The 18,655-nt window shown below is 36.9% G+C and carries 23 protein-coding genes and 2 pseudogenes; 5 read left to right on the plus strand and 20 right to left on the minus strand.

Annotated elements, in window-relative coordinates; all coding sequences use genetic code 11:
* Window positions 1-225: 225 nt before the first annotated feature.
* From rpsN to pdxS, 10 genes are all read right to left on the minus strand, one after another.
* A complete protein-coding gene (gene rpsN, locus V7068_RS03015; RefSeq protein WP_127760121.1) occupies window positions 226-495 on the minus strand; it encodes a 30S ribosomal protein S14 in 270 nt (89 codons plus the stop codon).
* A gap of 60 nt (window positions 496-555) precedes the next feature.
* Window positions 556-705 (minus strand): 50S ribosomal protein L33, encoded by a 150-nt coding sequence (gene rpmG, locus V7068_RS03020; RefSeq protein ID WP_252282398.1) that lies wholly within the window; start codon window positions 703-705, stop codon window positions 556-558.
* Window positions 706-732: 27 nt separating this feature from the next.
* Window positions 733-1,917, minus strand: coding sequence for a GTP-binding protein (locus tag V7068_RS03025; protein WP_499710948.1), 1,185 nt, complete (start codon window positions 1,915-1,917; stop codon window positions 733-735).
* A gap of 103 nt (window positions 1,918-2,020) precedes the next feature.
* On the minus strand, window positions 2,021-2,791 hold the full coding sequence (locus tag V7068_RS03030; RefSeq protein ID WP_499710949.1) for a TIGR03943 family putative permease subunit: 771 nt from the start codon (window positions 2,789-2,791) through the stop codon (window positions 2,021-2,023).
* A complete protein-coding gene (locus V7068_RS03035) occupies window positions 2,791-3,810 on the minus strand; it encodes a permease (protein WP_499710950.1) in 1,020 nt (339 codons plus the stop codon). The genes V7068_RS03030 and V7068_RS03035 overlap by 1 nt, the downstream gene beginning before the upstream one ends.
* A 203-nt stretch (window positions 3,811-4,013) precedes the next feature.
* Complete coding sequence (locus tag V7068_RS03040) at window positions 4,014-4,697, minus strand: hypothetical protein (RefSeq protein WP_499710951.1); 684 nt, start codon at window positions 4,695-4,697, stop codon at window positions 4,014-4,016.
* A gap of 201 nt (window positions 4,698-4,898) precedes the next feature.
* A complete protein-coding gene (locus V7068_RS03045) occupies window positions 4,899-5,021 on the minus strand; it encodes a YezD family protein (RefSeq protein WP_499710989.1) in 123 nt (40 codons plus the stop codon).
* A gap of 258 nt (window positions 5,022-5,279) precedes the next feature.
* Window positions 5,280-5,822: an NADPH-dependent FMN reductase gene (gene ssuE / locus V7068_RS03050; RefSeq protein ID WP_499710952.1), complete on the minus strand. Its 543-nt coding sequence runs from the start codon at window positions 5,820-5,822 to the stop codon at window positions 5,280-5,282.
* 344 nt (window positions 5,823-6,166) lie between these two features.
* On the minus strand, window positions 6,167-6,751 hold the full coding sequence (gene pdxT, locus V7068_RS03055) for a pyridoxal 5'-phosphate synthase glutaminase subunit PdxT (protein ID WP_499710953.1): 585 nt from the start codon (window positions 6,749-6,751) through the stop codon (window positions 6,167-6,169).
* Between the two features lies 1 nt (window position 6,752).
* Window positions 6,753-7,640 carry a pyridoxal 5'-phosphate synthase lyase subunit PdxS gene (pdxS, locus tag V7068_RS03060; RefSeq protein WP_499710955.1) on the minus strand — a complete coding sequence of 296 codons (888 nt, stop codon included), beginning with the start codon at window positions 7,638-7,640 and terminating at the stop codon, window positions 6,753-6,755.
* 125 nt (window positions 7,641-7,765) lie between these two features.
* Between pdxS and pdxR the strand changes: the two genes are divergently transcribed.
* Window positions 7,766-9,166: a MocR-like pyridoxine biosynthesis transcription factor PdxR gene (pdxR, locus tag V7068_RS03065; RefSeq protein WP_499710956.1), complete on the plus strand. Its 1,401-nt coding sequence runs from the start codon at window positions 7,766-7,768 to the stop codon at window positions 9,164-9,166.
* Between the two features lie 193 nt (window positions 9,167-9,359).
* Here the strand turns inward: pdxR and V7068_RS03070 are convergent, their stop codons facing one another.
* Entirely contained in the window at window positions 9,360-10,103 is a 744-nt protein-coding gene (locus V7068_RS03070) for an SDR family NAD(P)-dependent oxidoreductase (protein ID WP_499710957.1), read from the minus strand.
* Window positions 10,104-10,521: 418 nt separating this feature from the next.
* Between V7068_RS03070 and V7068_RS03075 the strand changes: the two genes are divergently transcribed.
* Window positions 10,522-11,166, plus strand: a complete 645-nt coding sequence (locus V7068_RS03075) for an SDR family oxidoreductase (RefSeq protein WP_499710958.1) — start codon at window positions 10,522-10,524, stop codon at window positions 11,164-11,166.
* A gap of 226 nt (window positions 11,167-11,392) precedes the next feature.
* Here V7068_RS03075 and V7068_RS03080 read toward each other — a convergent pair whose 3' ends face one another.
* The 4 genes and pseudogenes from V7068_RS03080 to V7068_RS03095 all read right to left on the minus strand — a co-directional run bounded on the left by V7068_RS03080 (window position 11,393) and on the right by V7068_RS03095 (window position 12,905).
* The gene (locus tag V7068_RS03080; protein ID WP_499710959.1) at window positions 11,393-12,154 is read right to left on the minus strand and encodes a MerR family transcriptional regulator; all 762 of its coding nucleotides are present in this window, start codon (window positions 12,152-12,154) and stop codon (window positions 11,393-11,395) included.
* A 155-nt stretch (window positions 12,155-12,309) separates the two neighbouring features.
* Window positions 12,310-12,471, minus strand: coding sequence for a hypothetical protein (locus V7068_RS03085; protein ID WP_499710961.1), 162 nt, complete (start codon window positions 12,469-12,471; stop codon window positions 12,310-12,312).
* Between the two features lie 54 nt (window positions 12,472-12,525).
* Window positions 12,526-12,585, minus strand: a pseudogene (locus tag V7068_RS03090) (ABC transporter ATP-binding protein); the annotation flags it as partial.
* 11 nt (window positions 12,586-12,596) lie between these two features.
* Window positions 12,597-12,905: a hypothetical protein gene (locus V7068_RS03095; RefSeq protein WP_499710962.1), complete on the minus strand. Its 309-nt coding sequence runs from the start codon at window positions 12,903-12,905 to the stop codon at window positions 12,597-12,599.
* Between the two features lie 578 nt (window positions 12,906-13,483).
* On the opposite strand from V7068_RS03095, the gene V7068_RS03100 reads away from it, so the two are divergent.
* Window positions 13,484-14,008 (plus strand): ribonuclease H-like YkuK family protein, encoded by a 525-nt coding sequence (locus V7068_RS03100; protein ID WP_375350234.1) that lies wholly within the window; start codon window positions 13,484-13,486, stop codon window positions 14,006-14,008.
* Window positions 14,009-14,155: 147 nt separating this feature from the next.
* Here V7068_RS03100 and V7068_RS03105 read toward each other — a convergent pair whose 3' ends face one another.
* Window positions 14,156-14,467 carry a hypothetical protein gene (locus tag V7068_RS03105; RefSeq protein ID WP_499710963.1) on the minus strand — a complete coding sequence of 104 codons (312 nt, stop codon included), beginning with the start codon at window positions 14,465-14,467 and terminating at the stop codon, window positions 14,156-14,158.
* A 197-nt stretch (window positions 14,468-14,664) separates the two neighbouring features.
* Here V7068_RS03105 and V7068_RS03110 point away from each other — a divergent pair, with 197 nt between their 5' ends.
* Both V7068_RS03110 and V7068_RS03115 read left to right on the plus strand, forming a co-directional pair.
* Window positions 14,665-15,030 (plus strand): CidA/LrgA family protein, encoded by a 366-nt coding sequence (locus V7068_RS03110; RefSeq protein WP_499710964.1) that lies wholly within the window; start codon window positions 14,665-14,667, stop codon window positions 15,028-15,030.
* Window positions 15,027-15,716 (plus strand): LrgB family protein, encoded by a 690-nt coding sequence (locus tag V7068_RS03115; protein ID WP_127760479.1) that lies wholly within the window; start codon window positions 15,027-15,029, stop codon window positions 15,714-15,716. Before V7068_RS03110 ends, V7068_RS03115 begins: the two co-directional genes overlap by 4 nt.
* 298 nt (window positions 15,717-16,014) lie before the next feature.
* Here the strand turns inward: V7068_RS03115 and V7068_RS03120 are convergent, their stop codons facing one another.
* The 4 genes and pseudogenes from V7068_RS03120 to V7068_RS03135 form a co-directional block, all read right to left on the minus strand.
* Window positions 16,015-16,653: an NAD(P)-dependent oxidoreductase gene (locus tag V7068_RS03120; RefSeq protein ID WP_499710965.1), complete on the minus strand. Its 639-nt coding sequence runs from the start codon at window positions 16,651-16,653 to the stop codon at window positions 16,015-16,017.
* 33 nt (window positions 16,654-16,686) lie between these two features.
* Window positions 16,687-17,283 carry an NADPH-dependent FMN reductase gene (locus V7068_RS03125; RefSeq protein ID WP_499710967.1) on the minus strand — a complete coding sequence of 199 codons (597 nt, stop codon included), beginning with the start codon at window positions 17,281-17,283 and terminating at the stop codon, window positions 16,687-16,689.
* 50 nt (window positions 17,284-17,333) lie between these two features.
* The gene (locus V7068_RS03130; protein ID WP_499710968.1) at window positions 17,334-18,404 is read right to left on the minus strand and encodes an LLM class flavin-dependent oxidoreductase; all 1,071 of its coding nucleotides are present in this window, start codon (window positions 18,402-18,404) and stop codon (window positions 17,334-17,336) included.
* A gap of 38 nt (window positions 18,405-18,442) precedes the next feature.
* A pseudogene (locus tag V7068_RS03135) lies at window positions 18,443-18,571 on the minus strand (DoxX family membrane protein); the annotation flags it as partial.
* Window positions 18,572-18,655: the final 84 nt, after the last annotated feature.

Consider the following 18,655-nt stretch of genomic DNA (forward strand, 5'->3'; position numbering starts at 1 on the left):
TTCTCATCAGTAAGCTTGCTTACCTCATCTTCTCATCAGTAAGCTTGCTTACCTCATCCCTTAACAAAAACTCCATTAATTTATCATTCATTTTTTGTACCTCGAGTATATGAATGGTAGTATAAGTTTGACTTTCTCTGATTTGAACAGATTTTCCTCAGCATACAATCGTGACTCGCTCACAAAGGGTTTGAACCCTCTGCTTTTGAGTCAACCTTCGTATGCTTACCAACTGGCTTTTTTCACTCCTGGTAGTTGCCCTTTATGTGCAAGCTCACGAAAAACGATACGAGACATGTTGAATTTACGTAAATATCCTCTTGGTCTGCCCGTTACCGCACACCTATTATGCAATCGTGTTGGTGAAGAATCACGAGGTAATTTATTTAACGCTGCAAAATCACCTTTTTCCTTTAATTCTTTGCGAATTTCCGCATATTGTTCAACCAATTTTTGTTGTTTGATGGCTTTAGCCACTTTTGATTTTTTAGCCATATTCCTTTCCTCCTTAGCATTAATTGTAATGATTACGATTTAAATCATAAAAATATTCATTTATTTTGTTTCTCGATGCAAAGTGACTCTTTTTAATCGCGGGCAATATTTTTTTAATTCAATTCGATCTGGATTGTTCCGTTTATTTTTAGTTGTGATGTAATTACGGTCTCCCGTCTCTGTACATGCTAACGTAATTTTTACTCTCATGATAAATTCCTCCTCAATGTGATTAACTTAGTTTTGAAAAACTGGCAGTGGATCATAAAAAGTGGCCCAATCTTGATTCATTTCATCATCCGTTAGCAGGCAGCTATCTAATGAATCAGTGATTTGCTTTTGATCCATTCCAATCCCAATTAGAACTAATTCAGTCATCCTGTCTCCATATATTGCATCCCAGCGTTCTAAAAGCTCAGGTTCTTCTTTGAGAACTTGCTGCTGTTCTTCTTCTGAATAAGCAGCAATCCACTCCCCTGCTTTCTCTAAAGTTAATGACGGACCAGCTTGAGAAAGCAAGGAAGCCACATTGTTTCGTGTTGCAAGCCAAAGAAATCCTTTAGCACGGACCACTTCAACTGGCCAATTTTCGATCCAGTCCATAAGACGTCCTGGATGAAATGGCTTTTTCCTTCTAAAAACAAATGATGCAATCCCATACTCCTCAGTTTCAGGAACATGTTCTTCATTCAGTTCTTTCATCCATCCAGCACTTTGGCTTGATGTTTCAAAATCAAATAATTGGGTGTCAAGTACTTGATCCAATGAAAGCTGTGAATGAACGGTTTCAATGATATTTGCATCAGGATTTAATGCTTGAAGGACAGCCTTTAACTCAGCTAGCCGATTTTTTACGACTAAATCCGTTTTATTCAAAACAAGGACATTGGCAAATTCTATTTGGTCAATGAGGAGATCAGCTACCTCTCTTTCATCCTCATCATTTGCAGCCTGCTTTCGGTCGAGTAACGTTTCGCCTGAAGCAAAATCCTGCCAAAATCGATTTGCGTCGATAACAGTTACCATTGTGTCTAGGCGGCAAAATTTTGATAAATCGATGCCAAGGCTTTCATCTACATATGTAAATGTTTGAGCAACTGGTATCGGCTCACTAATTCCCGTCGACTCAATGACAATGTAATCAATATGACCCAATTGAGCTAGCTTTTCGACTTCCATAATTAAATCTTCTCGAAGCGTGCAGCAAATGCAGCCGTTTTGCATTTCCACTAATGTTTCATCAGTTCTGACAAATCCGCCTTGCTTCACTATACTTGCGTCAATATTGACCTCACTCATATCGTTTACGATTACGGCCACTTTCTTATTTTCACAATTCGCAAGTATATGATTAAGTAACGTTGTTTTCCCGGAACCTAAATACCCGCTGAGTACAGTGACCGGAATTTTCTTTTGTTTCATTTCATTCCCTCCACTTCGGAATCCAAATCGTAATTATTACGATTAAATCACCTCATTATAATAAACCGTAATCATTACTGTTTGCAAGTTTTTACGTAAAAAATTATTCAATACTTGTATATTCTGATAAATATTGCTCTTTTGGCGGTTGGATTTGATTAAATGCATCCAATCGAATGACTGGGATGACTTCTCCCTTGTACGTTTCTTTTCCTATCTTTCCTTGGACTTCGTACCATTGATTCGTTTTCAATTTTTCAACATCCCCTCGAAAAATAAAACCATATACATTAGCATCTGCAATACAACAAGTCATCGTTAAGCGAGCAATAGCAATTTGATTATTTGGAAAATCCGGTTCACGATAAACAAAACCTGCTAAAGAAATTTGTTTACCTTCCATATCATCTAGAAACGTATATAAATTATTAAAAACTTCGAAATAGTTTTCATCCGTTACTTGAATAGCGTCTTTTTCTAAATCATATGAACCTTCTTCCATTTTCTTTGTTGAAAAAGTACCATTTTGCAGCCCCTTATTCGCTAATGCTTGTTCACTTAGCGAAAAATCTGTCATTATGAAACCTAAAAAAAGAGGAATACCAAAAAGCAAGTAAGGATATATAACTCGTTTCTTTTTTGACGTTTCATATCCGCAGCAATCACAGCTTGAAACATGGGTTTTACCACTTTGAAATAGACATACACTAATTACACTAAACAAAATGAGCGCAATAATAGAAAAAGGAAGCATTCGATCAGCGAGAATATGACTTAAATTACCTGACACATATAACTTAAAAATCATCAAGCCGCTCGCAAGTAATAACAATGCTTCTAACTTTCTACGAAATCCAACACTATATTTCCCCATTATAAACCTCCCACCTCTATGATGACACCAGCTAATAAGGATAAGCTAAACACAATACAAGTGACCACAATGATAAACATAATAACAAAGCGTGGTTTAAAACAAGCAAATAGCACAAACGTATTCTTCAGATCCAGCATCGGTCCGAATACTAAAAAACCTAGCATAGCTTCTGGACGAAAACTATTCACAAATGTGGCTGCAACAAAAGCATCTGCTTCAGAGCAAAGAGAAAGCAAATAAGAAAATCCCATCATTGCAGCTGTACCAAAAATTGATTGTTCACCTAGTTCAATTAATAGAGAACGATTGAAAAATACTTGCAAGCAACTTGCGATTAACGCCCCGATAATAAAATACTTAACGACCGAGAAGAAATCTTGAGAAAAATGCTGAATAAACTCTCTCCATCTTTCAGAAAAGGAGGTTTTACTTCCTTCTATACTATGAGATAGTTCACCATAGTTATGAATCACATGTTCAACTTTTCCATTAAAAAATACTAGAGTGAAAAGACCGACTAACAAAGCTGTTATCACACATAAAAGAATTCTTCCATAAAACAGGGCAGGATGATTCGGAAAAGCATAATACGTAGAGGCAAATACAATAAAGTTTAAGATTGGAGCCGCCACTAAAAGGACCACTCCTGCATGCAACGGAATCCCTTTTTGAATAAGCCTCCTTACTACAGGAATAATTGCACATTCGCATACTGGCGTCACCAGTGCTGCAATGATAGCAAAAAAGAGAGCTTTGATCGAATTTTTCGGAATACATCTTTGAACCATCTCTTCACTAACAAATAATTGAATAAACGCTGAAGCTAGAACACCTATTAATAGAAAAGGAAGAGCTTCAAGGAAAATACTAAGAAACACCACAAATACTGAATTCCAGCGACCGGATAAGAAGGCGTTAATATCCACGATTTCTTGACCTATAAAAAAGAAAACCATCAATAATAGTGCTAAAAGAAAAAGAAATACGTTTCCTACATAACGAATAACGATAGACAACACCTCACTTAATAGATTGATAAATTATATACTCTTCTTTCTATTAATATGAGTAGTATGAGGATTGAATCACATTTTTTGCACTATCTCTACTTAAATTATATCTGCTTGGCATCATTTGGTTTTGAAATAAGGAGACTTCTCGCTAGATAAAAATGAAACAGCCACCTGATGGATGGCTGTTTTTAGTCTTCAAATTAACGTTAGCTATTTCCTTGAGCCATTATTCGAGACATCAATTGGCTGTAAACTACCATTTGAGCTAAATTACTTGCTTCGGCAATATCTGCTTGTTGCTGTTGCTGTTGTTGTTGTTGGTTCTGGTTGTAGTTTTGATTTTGGTTATAGTTTTGGTAATTCTGGTTTTGGTTATAGTTTTGATTTTGGTAATTTTGATTTTGGTTTTGGTCTTGGTTTTGATTTTGGTTTTCGTTGTTATCTTGGTTTTGATTTTCGTTGTTGTCTTGATTGTTGTTTTGGTTATTGTTCTGGTTTTCTCTATTCTCTAATAATCGAGTAAGAATAGTTTCAAGAGATGATGAAATTGTCATCAAACTGAGTAAAGTAGAATTACCTAAGTTTCCTAGGTTTCCTAATTGATCTTGTAAATTTTGATTTTGGTTATCGTCCCCATTTTCACCTCCATTGTTCAGTTGTTGCGCAAGAACAGAGTTAAGTGCCGATGAAATCGTCGTCAGGTCAAGCACATTAGTGTTTTGTATTTGGTTTTGTACATTATCTACTGCGTTTTGTACATTATTTACTGCATTTTGCGCTTGGTTTTGTGCATCATTTACTGTATTTTGTAATGTATTTAGATTCCCTCCTACTTGTGAATTTATATTTTGAAGAATGTTGCTAAACAATGAATTCGTAGCGTTCGCCATATAATTAAACTCCCCTCAACTTAGATTCAAGGTTAGTATATTAGTGACTTGTCTTTTTGGATTGGGTATACCCACAATTTCCCAATAAGTTATTCGCTTTTTTCTTATGGCTTTGTTACACAGCACCATTTGCTTCCAATAAAATATCTAAAATAAAAAAGCACCGCTCAAAATATTGAACAGTGCTGCATTGAACTTTTATCATTTAATTCTTACCTTCTCATTACGCTCCACTTGAATCACTTTTCCATCTTGAATCACTAACGTAATTGATCCATACCTCATAGAAGCTAACATTTCTTGAAGGCGTTGAAAGATGTCAATAGATTGTTTATCTTTTTCCAAGCTAAGAACCCCCCCTTCTTCTTTATTCAATACAAAATTCCTCTGTAATTTAGGAAATCAACTACCATCAAATAACAAACACAACCCATTTGTCCTATGTCTTTACTAAGAATAATACTTAAAAAAATAACTGCTTTCACTAAAAGACATATTATACCGATAATTTTACTTTTTTTATGCATCATTTAGTAAATCTTGCTTTTCAAGACGTACTAAATGTATATGCTCTCTACAAGATTAATTTGCCGATTTTCCTTTTTCAATAGCTTCAACTAATTCAGCAATTTGGCTTTGAATACGTTCTAACAATTCTTTATCTTTAATTGGTACAGCTGTATCGTTTTTATCAATTTCACCATCAACAAAATATAAACCTTGGAGCGGCTGTCCTTTCAAAATACCAATTAACGGTTTTAACGAGTAATCAATCGCTAATAAATGACGTGTACTCCCACCAACCATCATTGGCAAAACAGGTTTGTTTTTCAAAACACTTTCAGGTAATAAATCAAGTAAAGACTTTAACACACCTGTATAAGAAGCTTTATAAACAGGAGATCCAATAATCACAGCATCTGCTTGTTTAACCACATCTGCAAATTTAACAATATCTGAACTATCATACCGACCTTTTACAAGATCGTCAGCTGCGAAATCTGTAACAGAATACGTGACAGTCGAAAAACCGGCTTCATTCACTAATGATTCGAAATATTTTAGTGTGATGTCTGTTCTTGAAGGTACTGCTGGACTTCCTGATATAATAACAATTTGGCTCATCGATTCATTTCCTCCTAATCATAACTATCTTCTCAAGAGATTATTAACAAAAAGCGGCTCACTTAGACACAAAAATTCCTCTTTCTGAAAGAAAAAGGCTGATATGTACATCTTCTCATACTTCCCTTTCAAAGCATTGCTTGCTGAACACCATTCTGTCTCTTAACAAAGGTTGCCCAAATCTATAGGCCAATCCCTCCGCTTCTCTTGATAAGAAGTATATTGTTTAAATTAGCTTAATATTCTAATAACTAATTGTCAAGGTTTTCACCAAGAAAATCATACTTAACCTAGTTGAAAATACGGATTAAAGGCCGTGACATTTCCATCACGGCCTTTAATTCTTATTGAGATTGAAGCTTACTTTCTACCATATTAATAAACAACTGTAGAAAACGACGATCGTCCGTTAATTCTGGATGAAACGAGCTAACAAGAAGATCGTTTTGCTTAGCAGCAACAATTTTATCATCATGCGTTGCTAATACATCGACATTGTTTCCAACGCTTTCTATATAAGGGGCACGAATAAAGACAGCAGGAACGGGCTGATCGATACCTTTAATTGCAAGATCTATTTCAAAACTATCACGCTGACGACCAAATCCATTTCGTTGTACGGAAATATCCATTAGATTCAAATGGCTGTCTTCCGCTCCACCTAAATCTTTAGCGAGTAATACAAGACCCGCACAGGTTCCAAAAATCGGCTTTCCTAAAGATGCAAATTGTTGAATCGGTTCAATAAAATCATAACGTTTCATCATTTTACCGATTGCTGTACTTTCTCCTCCTGGAATAATAAGCCCATCAATTTGTTGTAACTGCTCCGGTTTCTTTACAAGCAGCGCATCAACACCTAAACCTTCTAATTGTTGAATATGTTCAATCGTTGCTCCTTGTAAATCTAATACGCCAATTGTCGTCATTTTACCAACCACGCTCTTGCATACGTTCTTGTGGATTTAATTTAGAAATATCGATTCCTTTCATTGGGCTGCCAAGTTCTTTCGATAATTTCCCAATTAATTCATAGTCTGTGTAATAAGTAGTCGCTTGCACGATGCTGCTTGCGAATTTTTCTGGATTTTCTGATTTAAAAATACCGGATCCAACGAATACACCGTCTGCTCCTAATTGCATCATAAGAGCCGCATCAGCTGGTGTAGCAATACCGCCAGCTGCAAAGTTTACGACTGGTAATTTACCTGCTTCTTTAATTTGTTTTAGCACTTCATAAGGTGCTCCAAGATTTTTCGCTTCCGTCATTAATTCATCATCGCTCATCACTGTAACTTTACGCACTTGCGCTTGTACTTTACGCATATGACGAACCGCTTCTACGATATTTCCTGTCCCAGGTTCCCCTTTTGTTCGTAACATAGAAGCTCCTTCTCCAATACGGCGTGCTGCTTCCCCTAAATCACGGCAACCACAAACAAATGGTACTGTATACTCACTTTTTAAAATGTGGAACTCTTCATCAGCTGGTGTTAATACTTCACTTTCATCGATGTAGTCTACGCCCATTGCTTCTAATACACGTGCCTCAACGATATGACCGATACGCGCTTTTGCCATAACTGGAATCGAAACAGCATTTAACACTTCCTCTACAATTCGCGGATCCGCCATACGTGCTACTCCACCAGCGGCACGAATATCAGATGGTACTCGTTCTAATGCCATAACGGCTACCGCTCCAGCTGCTTCCGCAATTTTTGCTTGCTCTGCATTCACAACGTCCATAATAACGCCGCCTTTTTGCATTTGGGCCATTCCTCGTTTAACAGTCTCAGTTCCTACTAATTTACTCATGTTATATGTCTCTCCTCTATTAAAAAGATTTGCAATCTTTAGATTTGTCTCTTAGTATAAAAGAAACTGATTGTATTAAAAGTGTCAGATTGAGATAAATCAAAGAGGTCAGAAAAGAGGTCAGCATGAATACATTAGCTTGTAACTTACAACGTCACAGTGAAATCCCTTTATACGAACAATTATATTTATATATTAAAAACGAAATTATTGAAGGCCGTTTAAGCTATGGAACAAAGCTTCCGTCTAAGCGGCAATTAATCGATGTATTACAAATTAGTCAAAATACAGTTGAATCGGCTTATGATCAACTTCGAGCAGAAGGATACGTAGAAGTTATTCCAAGAAAAGGATATTACGTGCAAGCATTTGAGGATTTAGAATATGTCTCTTCGTCCCAACCTGAAGAAGCAGCTAACGATGAAGCTCCTCCTGAAACGTTATACAATTTTCATCCGAGCCATGTCGATACCGAGCACTTTCCTTTTTCACAGTGGAGAAAATATATGAAAAACACAATTGATGAATCACAGCATCATCTTCTATTGCTAGGGGAAGCACAAGGAGAAATCGCTCTTCGCCGAGAGGTTGCCCACTATTTATATGAAGCACGAGGAGTTCGTTGTACCTCGGAACAAATCATTGTCGGCGCTGGGGTTGAGATTTTGTTACAGCAGCTTTTCTTACTATTTGGGAGCGAAACAGTATATGGAGTGGAAGACCCTGGGTATCATCTTATTTTACGGATGCTCCAATCTTATCCAAATGAAGTGTATCCGCTTGAAGTCGATCATGAAGGGGTCAAAGTCGAAGCAATTAAGCCATCAAAAATTGATATTGTGTATGTGACGCCTTCCCATCACTTTCCTTATGGTACCGTACTATCTGTTAATCGAAGAATGCAACTACTAAACTGGGCAAATGCTTCTGAAAGACGCTATATCATTGAAGATGATTACGATAGTGAATTTCGTTATAGCGGGAAAACAATTCCTTCACTACAAAGCAATGATACAAACGATAAAGTTATTTATTTAGGATCATTTTCAAAATCGCTTATGCCATCGCTTCGAGTTAGTTATATGGTTCTACCAAAATCATTACTACAGCGTTATCACGCACAGCTGACCTTTTACCACTCAACTGTTTCTCGTATTGACCAGCATGTACTTACACAATTTATGAGACAAGGAGATTTTGAAAAACATTTAAATCGAATGCGCAAAGTGTATCGGCGTAAATTAGAAAAAGTGATTCATTTACTAAAACCCTATGACGAACAATTTAGTATTATTGGCGAACAATCGGGGCTTCATATTGTCCTGGATGTTCATAATGGAATGGACGAAGATACGCTCGTACAAAAAGCAGCGGAAGCACGTTTAAAAGTATATCCACTGTCTGCCTATTCGATTGAGAAAATCAATAAAAATGCACCCAAAATTATTCTCGGATTCGCCGGCATTCATGAAGGTGAATTAGAAAATGCCGTACAACTTTTATTGAAGGCATGGAGGATTAAATGAAAATTTTTCGTAACTAAGTTTAAGAGAGGATAATTAGAGACATTGGCTCGGTACCATTATATAACTACCTTAGATCAAGAGTACCTCCCAATTGTTAGACGATGTCTAACAATTGGAGGGAAGTTCAATTCCTTAACATACGAAAGCTGGATTTTTTTGCATGTACAATACACATTTTGTTGACATAAGCTTATTACTGCGCTGTATATCCTCCATCAATAAGCAATGTGCTTCCAGTCATAAAATCATTTTCACTTAAAAAGATAATAGCGTGTGCAATTTCTTCTGGTCGACCAAGTCTACCAACCGGATGTTGTGCAACAAGTCCATCATAAAAATCACCAAGAGCTGCTTTATTAACCATTCCAGACTCCACATAACCCGGACAAACAGCGTTTACTCTAATATTTTGTTTCGCATACTCCAAAGCAAGTGATTTTGTCAAAATATTTACCGCACCTTTTGACGCATTATACGCAAATGCTCCAGCTTGTCCTACTGTACCTAAAATAGAAGCCGTATTTACGATGGAACCTCCGCCAGTTTTTAGCATCTCACGAATAGCATATTTTGCACCGAAAAATACACCATTTTGATTAATCGAAATAACCCTGTTGTATTCTTCAAAAGTAAGCTCATGAGTGGCAGCAAGAGCCCCTACCCCAGCATTATTGATTAAAATATCTAATTTACCATATTGATTAACCGTTTGAGCTACAAGATCTTCTACTGATTTCTCATCTGCAACGTTTACTTTTACAAATAAAACATCTGCCCCTTTATCTTTTAGCTTCATTTCAGCTGCTTTTCCTGCTTCTTCATTAAAATCAGCTAATACAACTTTTACACCCTTCTCCACAAATGCCTCCACTGTCGCTAATCCAATACCAGAAGCTCCACCAGTAACGATTGCTACTTTACCTTCTAATTTCCCCATAATAACCTCCCCTTTCAATTTAAGGATAATATTTGAATCGATTATATACAAATTAAATATTTGTGAAAATTTGCAAATTTCCTTCCTCTGAATTTATAGTATGTTTTCAATATTTTATTTCATTCTTATAATGAGATTGTTAACGCTCTTCACACTCTTTTTCAATCTTACACAACCCTTATTTCCCTTAAAATCTCACGTCCTCTTCTATCCATACATACTCTCACATTCCCCCTTAAGGATTCTAAACTGAAGATAACCATGATAAGTTGTACTAAACATTACTCTCAAGCAGTATTATTGGTCTATATTAAATCTTGAATTACTTTATCCAGTGGGGACTCAGTCGTTCCATATGTATAAATATGGTATAAACTACAAAAAATTGATACAGCAAAAAAGAAAGGAGAATGATTTTATGAAAGTATTTGTTGTTGGAGCTAATGGACAAATTGGAAGAATATTAGTCAACCTGATCCATGAAAGCAAATTACATACTGTCAAAGCCATGGTTAGAAAAGAAGAACAAGCAGAGGTATTGAAAAAAAGAGGAGTAGAGACTGTAGTAGCTGACTTAAAAGGCACGGTTAATGAACTGGCTGAAGCAGTCAATGGCTGTGACGCTATCGTTTTTTCATCAGGTTCTGGAGGACATACAGGGTTTGATCAAACTCTATTAATTGATCTTGATGGCGCTGTGAAAATGATGGAAGCTGCTGAAAAAGCAGGCATCAAGCGATTTATTATGGTTAGTGCACTACAGGCACATAATCGTGAAAACTGGAATGAAACAATAAAACCATATTATGTCGCTAAGCATTACGCTGATAGGATGTTAATACAAAGTAATCTTACCTATACAATCATTCGTCCTGGAGGTCTTTTAAATGAGCCAGGCACAGGCCAAATATCGGCCAAAGAAAATTTACAAAGGGGCTCGATTCCACGTGAGGATGTAGCTCAAACAATCTTTGTCTCATTAGATGAGGAAAATACTTTTAACCGTTCCTTTGACCTCATCTCTGGTAATACTCCCATCACAATGGTTTTAAAAGCCTTATAGAGGTATCGCCAACATTTCAGAAATTTTGTACGCTAAGTGAATTTCAACCAAAAAGCCGATTCCCCCAACGTACAGGAATCGACTTTTTTATTTGTTTAAACAACATTTTGCAACATTGTCTCCCCGTATTAGGCTTAGTCATAAGGTTTTATATTTCCGTCCTGTTTTATGGCTCCCTCATAGTTATATCTTAAGTAAACACTCTACACATTTACTTATTTGAAAACTACTTCATACCTAGATAAATCAAAATCGCATCTCGTAAAAATTCCGTTCCGCCCTTAACATTCTTATCATAGTAAGCTGTAAAGCGCTCATCTGCAACATACATTTCTGCCAGCCCAGCATGCGCTTCTTTGGAGTAATTGGGCCATGAATACATCAACCATTCCTTATGTTTTGCCGCAAGTTCCTGTGCCACGTCCGATGCAGGATCTCCTGTTTCATATGCCTTCTCAAGCAATGACAATATTTCTTCCCCTAAGACAGCCATAGCTTGGTAGTCTTCTTGAGACATACCTCTTAATTTTGCATTGCTGGCATCTACTGTCTCATCCCCATACTTTTCGCGAATCTCTTTTCCATAGTTCTGTTCGTTTTCCTCAATCATTTTTTCTTTGAGGCCTTCAAATTTTTGTTTGTCTTGCATAGATATTCCTCCCTCTTTGCTGGCAATTGTCATCTCGATAGTCGCGATTATTTTATCAAGACGGGCCCGCTTTTTCTTTAGATTATTGTAATGATTTTTCAAAGCAGTCGTTTGATTAAAAGTTGGCTGATTTATTATTTCTATAATTTCTTCTAAACGGACTTCCAACTCACGATAGAATAAAATTTGCTGAAGCAAGTCAACCTCTTTTTGACCGTAAATGCGATAACCGGACGAATTGATTCTTGCCGGCTTAAGCAACCCAATTTGATCATAGTAGCGAAGTGTACGGCTGCTCACACCTGATAACTGCGCCAATTTGTTTACTGTATATTCCATGGTTGCCCCTCCTGATCATCCTCATCATAAACCTTTACGTTGCGTAAAGGTCAAGAGAAAAGTGATATTTTTTTCATCGACTAGATATAGTCCTTATAATGAAAAAGGATACACTCTCTACATAGAGAAATGCATCCTCGGTTGAACAATTACTTTTATGTATTCAAATGATCTATCTCAATAACTCGATGACAAAGTTGTTGAATCAAATTCATGTCATGACTGACAACAATCATTCCCATCTTTCGTTGTTCAGCAATTTTTAGTACGGCATTCCAAATTTGAGCCTGGGTAATGGCATCAAGCATCGTTGTCATTTCATCCGCAATTAAATAATGAGTATTGGGACCAAGTGCACGAGCTACACAAAACCTTTGTAACTCTCCTCCAGAAAGTTCATTTGGGAACCTCGTTAACCATTCCTGCTCAATTCCTAAAGCATCTAGTAATTGTTGATTTGGCTGCCATCCTTCGCCACTTCGTAGCTTATTGCAAGATCGTTAACAATATTAAGATTATGATCCCTTTTTAATAAAGTGCTTTGAAACAACGGAGATCCATAACGCCCCCAACTAGTTGTCGGATCAAACCCTGTATCAGGCTCTCCTTTAATAGACAGCACAAGCTCATCCATTTCCCTCTTTACATCTTTTTCAATAGATTGATCAGATTTTGATGGTGCACACCCTGCTAACACAAGCAAAAAAACAAGTGCCATAACTGTAAGCAGTCCGAGAAATTTCTTTTTCATTTATGACTCCCCCATTAACTAACCTTCTTGTTGTTATATGTCTCTAAATCGATATGTACTTTCTACAAATATCACCATAACCTACCATACTCTCTATCTTAAAATTCGCCAGCTTATTGCTAAACTGCTGCATATCTTCCCCTCTTCCTTCAGCGAAGATAAGTTCCTGATAAGGCGGATGTTCTATGTTAGAACAAACTATTACATTTGAACTAAATAATTCGAATAATCAATCTATTCTTGTCGAAATCTTATCATAAATAACGAGAGAATGACAGGTATCCTTACAAACCTATTGAAAGAATGAGGATTATATCTTGTTCTCCAACTCTTCAACCTTAAAAGTCATTCATTTCAAATCTAGATTCATTTTCGGACCGATATCCTTGTCTCTTCTAAACTCGTAAATAGTAATTGCTCTTCCCTTTTCATTCTTTTTTATGTTCAGTATGCACTTTCTTCACAACAATAGGACAAAGCTGCATAGATATGACTATAGAGAGTTTTTCCAATTTAATGCGTGTCGGTATGTTTAATAGAAATTCAAACTAAACAAAAGAATGAATGCAGGTGATTAGATGGCTAATGATTTCTTATTTCAAAATTTACAAGAAAAAGAAATGACCTTTGAGCAAGTATTTGACCGAATTATTAGATTTATGACTTTAAATCGCAATGGCAATTATCGCTTAATGATTGGTACCGATTCTCAAGTGCATGAAAGACATACCGTTTTCATTACAGGAATTGTCATTCTAAATGAAGGAAAAGGAGCATGGGCTTGTATTCGAAAAGTGACTATTCCAAGAAGAATGGATCGAATACATGAACGACTCTCTCATGAAACTTCATTAACAGAAGAAGTCGTTTCTCTGTTTACAGAGGAAAAGAAAAACGTGATGATTGATATCGTACTTCCTTTTATATACAAAGGAGCTACATTTACAATGGAAGGCCATTTGGACATCGGTTCGGGTAATCGCAATAAAACAAAAATATTTGTCGAAGAAATGACGGCAAGAATTGAATCGATGGGACTTGAGCCTAAAATCAAACCAAATTCTTTCGTTGCGTCAAGCTATGCCAATCGATTTACGAAATAAGATAAAAATCAAAGCGCTCCTTTATAAACCTTCGCAAGTATAAAAAACCTGTATAGGCTAACAAGTCTACACAGGTTTTGAACAACCATACATTCTCTTACAATTCCACTTTGAGGGTTATTAAGCAGGTTCAACTATATTAACTTCTTAATGTTCAATCGTTGTACAAGGATAGTATTCTTTCGCGCCAATCCCTCTTACATACATTCTTTTTATGTATGTAAGCTCCCATTCTAACTGTTCTAAAGGATTGTCCTTAATGGAATCACATTCTTTAGCGATTTGATTATTGTAGCAAAAAATACATTTAGTTCCATTAATATAATACTCAACAATAAAATCCACAAGGTCCTTATTCCAAGTGAAATTCTTTACTCTGATTATGTCTGAAGAATACTCTGGATATATTTCTACACTTTCCAAAATTTCATCAAGCTTTTCTTGAATGTTATCCTTCATTTATTCACCTACACACTTTTCTTATATTTTTATTATCCAAACATGCATGCACATAAATCACTTTTTGTAAGATTCTCTTACAAAAAGCCTGCATCAATCACCTATTTTTTGTTAGATTTCCTCACAAAAAAGCTGACAAACAGATAAATCCCCTCTAAAATAAAAATTAATTTTACAAATGAATGGAGAGAGGGGATATGAAACTTAGTTGGCTTTTCCAGTTTATCATCCTTATCGTGTTTCTCTTCCTTGGACATATGATTGTTTCACTTTTTTCCATCCCTCTACCTGGCGCTATTGTTGGAATGATTCTTCTATTTATTGGCCTTTTAACAAGGTCAGTTAATATTAAATGGATTGAGAAAGCCTCATCTTTTCAATTAAAACACTTAACATTACTCTTTATCCCTCCCATTGCCGGCCTGTTTTTATCATCAAGTTTTTTAGATATTTTACAGTGGAATATCTTAATTATTCTAATTGTAAGCAGTATTTGTTGCTTGTTAGGCACAGCCTTCACTGTAGAATGGTATGAAAAATTAAAAAGGAGGAGAGCAAAATGAACATAGTCCTATTAAAAGTATCCTTCTGTATCATAATGACAATCGCCTGTTACTTTGTCTCATTAAAAATCTATAATAAATATAAAAAAAATTGGCTAAATCCTTTATACACCGCATCCGTACTTCTAATTTCCCTGTTACTCCTCTTTCACGTCCATGAAGAAACATATCAACAAGTTAACTTCATCTTTAATCAACTACTGCAATTAGCTGTTGTATCTTTAGCGGTTCCTCTTTATAAACAATGGTCTTTCTTAAAGAAAAATTACAAAAAAATCTTTATAGGTGTAATATGCGGAACGGCACTTGGAGTTATTTCCATATTTTCGCTGTCCCATTTATTCCACTTGAACGAGCAGCTTCTAGCCTCCTTAATTCCAAAGTCTGTTACACTTCCTATCGCCTTAACAATAGCGACAGATCTTGGTGGATTAGCCTCAACGACCATTATCTTTGTTATCATTTCTGCCTTAATATCCGTCATGATTGGTCCTAATTTGCTCAAGTATTTAGGAATTAAAAGTAAATCGGCGAAAGGCTTGGCTATGGGCACTTCAGCGCAAATGCTTGGGGCGAATCGTTCACTCGTATGGGGGGAAGAAGAAGGAGCAATGGGAAATGTGGCCATGACAACCTCGGCATTATTTCTCGCTATTGTAGTACCGATTATTCCGTATCTGTTATAAAGGAAGATGATGTTCTACAAAGAAAGGTGCATTGACCTAACCCGGAGTTTATTGATATTTATAGATTTGCAACTTTATCTTTGTGATGTGCTGAACATGTAATCTAATTTATTATCGAATTCTTCATTATAAAATATTCGCTGACTAAATTCCTGATTTCATTAGTCATTCGGATTTCACTCCTGGGTTGAAAACGAAAATCCAGGAATATTTTGTGTCTAAAATTCAAAAAAACTGCCCTCAAAAGCCATTTTTCATGACTTTTAGGACAGTCTCGCTGGATACAACTCCAGGTTTTTTATTTAGCTTCACCAACTACTGTAAATCTTTCATTCATATGCTGAGGTTTTTCTATTTCATCTAGTACGGCAATTGCATAGTCCGCATAGCTAATATAGCTGTCGCCTTGTGAATTAACAAGTAGATGATCTTTTCCTGTTTGATAGGATCCCGTTCTCTTTCCTTCAGGATCAAACATAGCTGAAGGACTGATGAATGTCCACATGATACCGGATGTTTCCTGTAATTCTTTGAGATTTCGTGCCTGACCTGATGCTGTAGGTTTAAACATATCAGGAAAATCAGGTGTATCAATGACTCTAACGGTTTTATTTTCATCTACAAAAAGACTCCCGGCGCCTCCGACAATGATCGCTCTTGTGTTTGTTCCTTTAAGTGCCTCAATGAGTGCATGACCAGCGTCGACATGGGCTTGCTCTTCGCCAAGAGGAGCACCGAAAGCATTAACGACTACATCAAACGGCTTTAAATCCTCTGAAGTTAGGTCAAATATACTTTTTTCAATAACTGCCCCGTTTTTCTCTGTAAGCTTCGACGCATCTCTAACAACAGCTGTTACTTGATGACCTCGTTCGACCCCTTCTTTTAAAATAAACCGTCCTGCTTTCCCGCTCGCCCCAATAACTGCAATCTTCATGATTGTCACTCCATTCTCCCTAATTTCTATTTTTTATCTTAAAGTTTTTAAGGCGCCACTCCATGCCACAACTTCACCAAGCATCGCATTGACATTATCAAGATGTAAGGCTTGAGGTTTGAAATCAGTTCCATTTTCAAAATCTAGAAACAACGACAATGTTGGATGTACACGAACGTCAGCAATTTTTAATTCACCGCAAATTCCACGTAAATGTTCTGCTGCACGAGCACCGCCGGTAGAACCATAGCTAACGATACCAGCCGCTTTGTCGTTCCATGCTTCACGCGCAAAATCAAGGGCATTTTTTAATGCTCCTGTAATACTGTGGTTATATTCTTGAACAATGAACACGAATCCATCTAAATTCGCAAGTTTTTCATTCCAAGCCGCAATTCCCGGTTCCGTTCCATCAGTTGTTCCTAAGAACGGTAAATTAAAATCAGCAATATCTACTATTTCATAATTCGCATCTTCACGTTTGTCCGCAATTTCTTTTACCCATTTTCCTACTTGTGGACTTACACGTCCTTGACGTGTGCTTCCTAAGATAATTCCAATGTTTAATTTGTCAGTCATTATTTCTTCCTCCTTCGTTTGTTTCCCAAATAGTTTTTCCAAAAAACCCATCTTCCACACCGCCTATATGTTTTAATAATTAATGTTTGCCTGTTTAAAACTCACTTATTCGTTTCTTTCCGAACAATTGGAGCTACCTCCGTTGCTAACAGCTCAATGCCCTCAGCTACTTTCTTAAACGGCAGTCCCCCTATGTCCATTTGTGCTAAGAAACGACTATGCCCGAAAAGCTCATATTGGTGGAGAATTTTCTCGGCAATCTGTTGTGGACTACCAACAAACAAAGCAGTACCCGGACTCGTCATTTGCTCAAAATCTGCTCTTGACATCCTAAACCCCATTCCTCGTTGACGATTAACGTATGACCAGTAATTTGAATAATAGGGATAGAACTCATCCTTGGCTCGCTGGGTTGTTTTTGAGATGTATCCATGACCTGTTACACCAATCTTGAGATTTTCCAAATCGTGTCCGGCCTCGATGCCAGCTTTATAGTATAGATCAACCAGTGGCTTAAATCTCACTGGATTGCCGCCGAGGATAGCTAATGCCATACCAACTCCTAATTTGCCGGCACGGACTGCACTCTCCGGTGTCCCCCCAACTCCAATCCAGATTGGCAATTGACTCTGAGCAGGTCGCGGTGCAATTTCAGCTTCCCTTAATGAGGAGCGAAATCGTCCAGTCCAAGAGATTCTCTCGTTTTCATTCAGCTTTAAAAATAAATCCATATTTTCTGAAAACAGTGCATCGTAGTCATTTGTGTCAAAACCAAAGAGAGGAAAAGATTCCACAAATGCTCCCCGGCCGGCAATGATTTCTGCACGGCCATCCGAAAGTAAATCTAAGGTTGCAAAGTCCTCGAACAAGCGAACCGGATCCACTGTGCTTAGCACAGTAGTGGTACTTGTCAATTTAATTCGCTTAGTTGCTTGGGCAATGGCTGCCAAAACAACTGGAGGAGCTGATACCGCATAGTCTAATCGATGATGTTCCCCCACCCCGAAGACATCAAGTCCAGCCTCATCAGCAAGCTTTGCGGCTTGAATGATTTCCTTGATTCGCTGATGAGCACTAACTGTTTTTCCTGTATGAGGATCAGGACCGATATCTGCAAGCGTGTAGAGACCAATTTCGATTCCTGTATATTTTAAACCCTCAGAAGCTTCCATATGTACATCTTCCTTCCGCTAAATCCCTAACAGAATTCGATTCCCAGAAGGATTGTGATTAATGCAATAACATAAGCCATAAACCCTGGAATTCCAATGCTGTCAAAAAAGCTGAAAGTGCTAGTTATTCCACCTTGAAACTTTGATAACCCATGAATGAAGAAAATAAGTCCTAAAACTGCACTTCATATAACTTTTCCTAACTCATTTTTTATTTCTTTTAACCACTTTTAAGTTACTTTATGTAAGTT

It is taken from the genome of Bacillus sp. JJ634, from assembly GCF_036962285.1.
Classification (GTDB): domain Bacteria; phylum Bacillota; class Bacilli; order Bacillales; family DSM-1321; genus Peribacillus; species Peribacillus asahii_A.